We start from the raw sequence: 3,297 nt of genomic DNA on the forward strand, positions 1-3,297 counted from the left end.
TTCGCATCACCCGCGCCGATTACGTGGACACGATCACCGAGTCGGTTTACCGCCGGATGGAGGCTGAGCGCAAGCGTGTGGCCAATGAGTTGCGTTCGACCGGTGCGGCCGAAGGTGAAAAAATCCGCGCTGACGCCGATCGTCAACGCGAAGTGACTGTGGCCAATGCTTACCGCGATGCCCAAAAAATCAAAGGTGAGGGCGATGCCTTGGCAGCTCGGCTTTATGCCGACTCGTTTGGCCGTGACCCACAGTTTGCGCAGTTTTACCGCAGCTTGGAAGCCTACAAGTCGAGCTTCAACAGCAAGAGCGACGTGATGGTGTTGGACCCGGCCAGCTCCGAGTTCTTCAAGGGGATGCGTGGCGCTCCAGGCAGCCCAGCCGCCATTCGAAAGTAAACATTGCTGCAATCCCTCCTGTTGGCCTTGGGCTTGGTGCTCATCCTGGAGGGCTTGCTGCCTTTGTATTCGCCGCGACATTGGCGCAGTTTGTTCGAGCAAATGCTCAAACTTGAAGACGGGCAAATTCGTTTTTTTGGCCTGTTCATGGTCGCGGCGGGCGCAGTCCTTGTCATGGTCTTGGCTTGAAGCGCTGACCGTGTCGGATGGCCCTGTAAAACCACGGTTTGTGTGATTTCGTGCCCATTTGCCTGACGGTTTTCCGGAATTGACCGTGTCAACCCGGTAAAATCACTTTTTTAACCGTCTCCCCTCATCCCACATGTCTGCTTGGGTCCTCCCGGATCACGTTGCCGATGTCTTGCCCTCTGAGGCACGTCACATCGAAGAACTCCGTCGCGAACTGCTCGATACCACCCGTGGCTATGGCTACGAGCTGGTGATGCCGCCGCTGCTGGAGCATTTGGAGTCCCTGCTCACCGGCACGGGCGAAGCCTTGGATTTGCAAACCTTCAAACTGGTCGACCAGTTGTCCGGCCGCACCCTGGGTTTGCGTGCCGACACCACCCCCCAGGTGGCCCGCATCGACGCGCACTTGCTCGGCCGCGTTGGCATGACCCGGCTTTGCTACTGCGGCCCGGTGTTGCACACCCGACCTGCCAGACCCCATGCCACGCGTGAACCCTTGCAACTGGGGGCCGAAATTTACGGCCACGCCGGCCCTGAGGCCGACTTGGAAGTTTTGCAGCTCGCCCTGGACTGCCTGCGTGCTGCTCGGGTTGGCGATTTGCAGGTGGATTTGGCCGATGCCCGTGTCGTCAGCAGTCTGCTGGACGCCCAGCCCATGTCGGCTTCGCAGCGCCATGACATCCATGCCGCTTTGGCCATCAAAGATGCCAGCACGCTGGCGCGTTTGACGGCTGGCTTTGCGCCCGCTGTGCGCGATGGTGTCATGGCGCTGCTGGATTTGTATGGCGATGTCCATGTGCTCGACCAGGCGGCTGCACGCTTGCCTGCTACGCCAGAGATCACGCAGGCTTTGGCCCAATTGCGCTGGCTTGCTGAGCAATTGCCGGGCGTGGCCATCAGCTTTGATTTGGGTGATTCGCGGGGTTACGCCTATTACAGCGGCATGCGTTTTGCCATCTATGCCAAAGGGGCATCGGATGCGCTGGCCCGTGGCGGTCGTTACGACGGTGTGGGTGCGGTGTTTGGCCATCGCATTGACCGCGATCGTCCGGCGGTGGGCTTCAGTTTGGACCTGAAAGAATTGGTGACCGCCGTGCCACCTTTGGCTTTGCGCGCCGCCATCCGGGCGCCTTGGGGTAACTCGGTCAGTCTGCGCTCGGCCATTGCTGCCTTGCGCAGCCGAGGTGAAACTGTGGTCTGCATTTTGCCGGGTCACGAAAGCGAAATCGATGAATTCCATTGCGACCGCGAGCTGATCGAAGCGGCTGGGCAGTGGGTGGTGCAGGCTCTTTGAGAAAGAACATTTCAAGCATGAACAAGTTGCAAGGCCGTAACGTGGTCGTCGTGGGCACCCAATGGGGCGACGAGGGCAAAGGCAAACTGGTCGACTGGTTGACCGAAAGCGCCCAAGGCGTGGTGCGTTTCCAGGGCGGTCACAACGCGGGTCACACCTTGGTGATCAACGGCGTGAAAACTGCCTTGCACCTGATCCCCAGCGGCATCATGCGCGCCGGCGTCAAGTGCTACATCGGCAACGGTGTGGTCTTGTCGGTGCCCAAGCTGCTCGAAGAAATCGCTGGACTTGAAAAAGCCGGTGTCGAGGTACGTTCGCGCTTGCGCGTGAGCGAAGCTTGCCCGCTGATCTTGCCTTACCACGTCGCATTGGATGTGGGCCGCGAAGCCGCCAAGGAAAAAGCCGGTACCGCCAAGATCGGCACCACCGGACGCGGCATTGGCCCTGCCTACGAAGACAAAGTGGCGCGCCGAGCTCTGCGCGTGCAAGACCTCAAATACCCCGAGCGCTTCGCCACCAAGCTGCGCGAAAACCTGGCCTTGCATAACGAAATTTTGGTCAACATCCTGGGCGCTGCGCCCGTGGACTTTGACACCACCTACAACGAAGCCATGGCGTATGCCAAAGAGCTGCTGCCTATGGTGGCCGACGTGTCGCGCGAACTCAACGACGCCCATGCAGCGGGTGCCAATTTGCTGTTCGAAGGCGCACAAGGCACCTTGCTCGATGTGGACCACGGCACGTACCCGTTTGTGACGTCCAGCAACTGCGTGGCAGGCAACGCCGCTGCCGGTGCGGGCGTGGGCCCGGGCATGCTGCACTACATCTTGGGCATCACCAAAGCTTATTGCACTCGCGTGGGCGGCGGCCCATTCCCCACCGAACTCGACTGGGAAACCCCCGGCACACCCGGCTACCACATGTCCACCGTGGGCGCTGAAAAAGGCGTGACCACCGGCCGTTCGCGCCGCTGCGGCTGGTTCGATGCGGCCTTGCTCAAGCGCAGCGCGCAAGTCAACGGTTTGAGTGGTTTGTGCATCACCAAACTCGATGTGCTCGACGGCTTGAAAGAGTTGTGGTTGTGCACCGGCTACGAGTTGGACGGTGAAACCATCGACATCTTGCCCATGGGCGCGGACGAAATTGCCCGCTGCAAGCCCATCTACGAAGTGATTCCCGGCTGGACCGAGACCACCGTGGGCGTGACTGAGATGGACAAACTGCCCGCCACGGCCCGTTATTACCTGGACCGCATTGCCCAGGTGACCGGCGTGCCTGTGCATGTGGTCTCCACCAGCCCGGACCGTGACCACACGATCTTGCTGCACAACCCCTTTGCCGCCTGAGCCTTGGGCAAGGCAAACCGACCTAGATTTCAAACCCTGATTTTTTTGGAGTGACCCCATGTTGACCGAA

General features: G+C 60.2%; 3 protein-coding genes and 1 pseudogene. All 4 read left to right on the forward strand.

Going from position 1 to position 3,297, the window contains the following annotated elements; all coding sequences use genetic code 11:
* Window positions 1–398: pseudogene (locus tag Q0341_RS07740) on the forward strand (protease modulator HflC); the annotation flags it as partial.
* Between the two features lie 3 nt (window positions 399–401).
* Window positions 402–587: a DUF2065 domain-containing protein gene (locus Q0341_RS07745; RefSeq protein WP_299511791.1), complete on the forward strand. Its 186-nt coding sequence runs from the start codon at window positions 402–404 to the stop codon at window positions 585–587.
* Between the two features lie 133 nt (window positions 588–720).
* Window positions 721–1,881, forward strand: a complete 1,161-nt coding sequence (locus Q0341_RS07750; protein WP_299511793.1) for an ATP phosphoribosyltransferase regulatory subunit — start codon at window positions 721–723, stop codon at window positions 1,879–1,881.
* 17 nt (window positions 1,882–1,898) lie between these two features.
* A complete protein-coding gene (locus Q0341_RS07755) occupies window positions 1,899–3,227 on the forward strand; it encodes an adenylosuccinate synthase (RefSeq protein ID WP_299511795.1) in 1,329 nt (442 codons plus the stop codon).
* Window positions 3,228–3,297 lie beyond the last annotated feature (70 nt).

The organism is uncultured Limnohabitans sp. (assembly GCF_937889215.1).
Lineage (GTDB): Bacteria > Pseudomonadota > Gammaproteobacteria > Burkholderiales > Burkholderiaceae_C > Limnohabitans_A.

What these genes read in the sequence shown, in the direction of transcription:
- Q0341_RS07750 (WP_299511793.1), top strand. Translation starts at nt 721, where the DNA reads ATGTCTGCTTGGGTCCTCCCGGATCACGTTGCCGATGTCTTGCCCTCT.
- Q0341_RS07755 (WP_299511795.1), top strand. Translation starts at nt 1,899, where the DNA reads ATGAACAAGTTGCAAGGCCGTAACGTGGTCGTCGTGGGCACCCAATGG.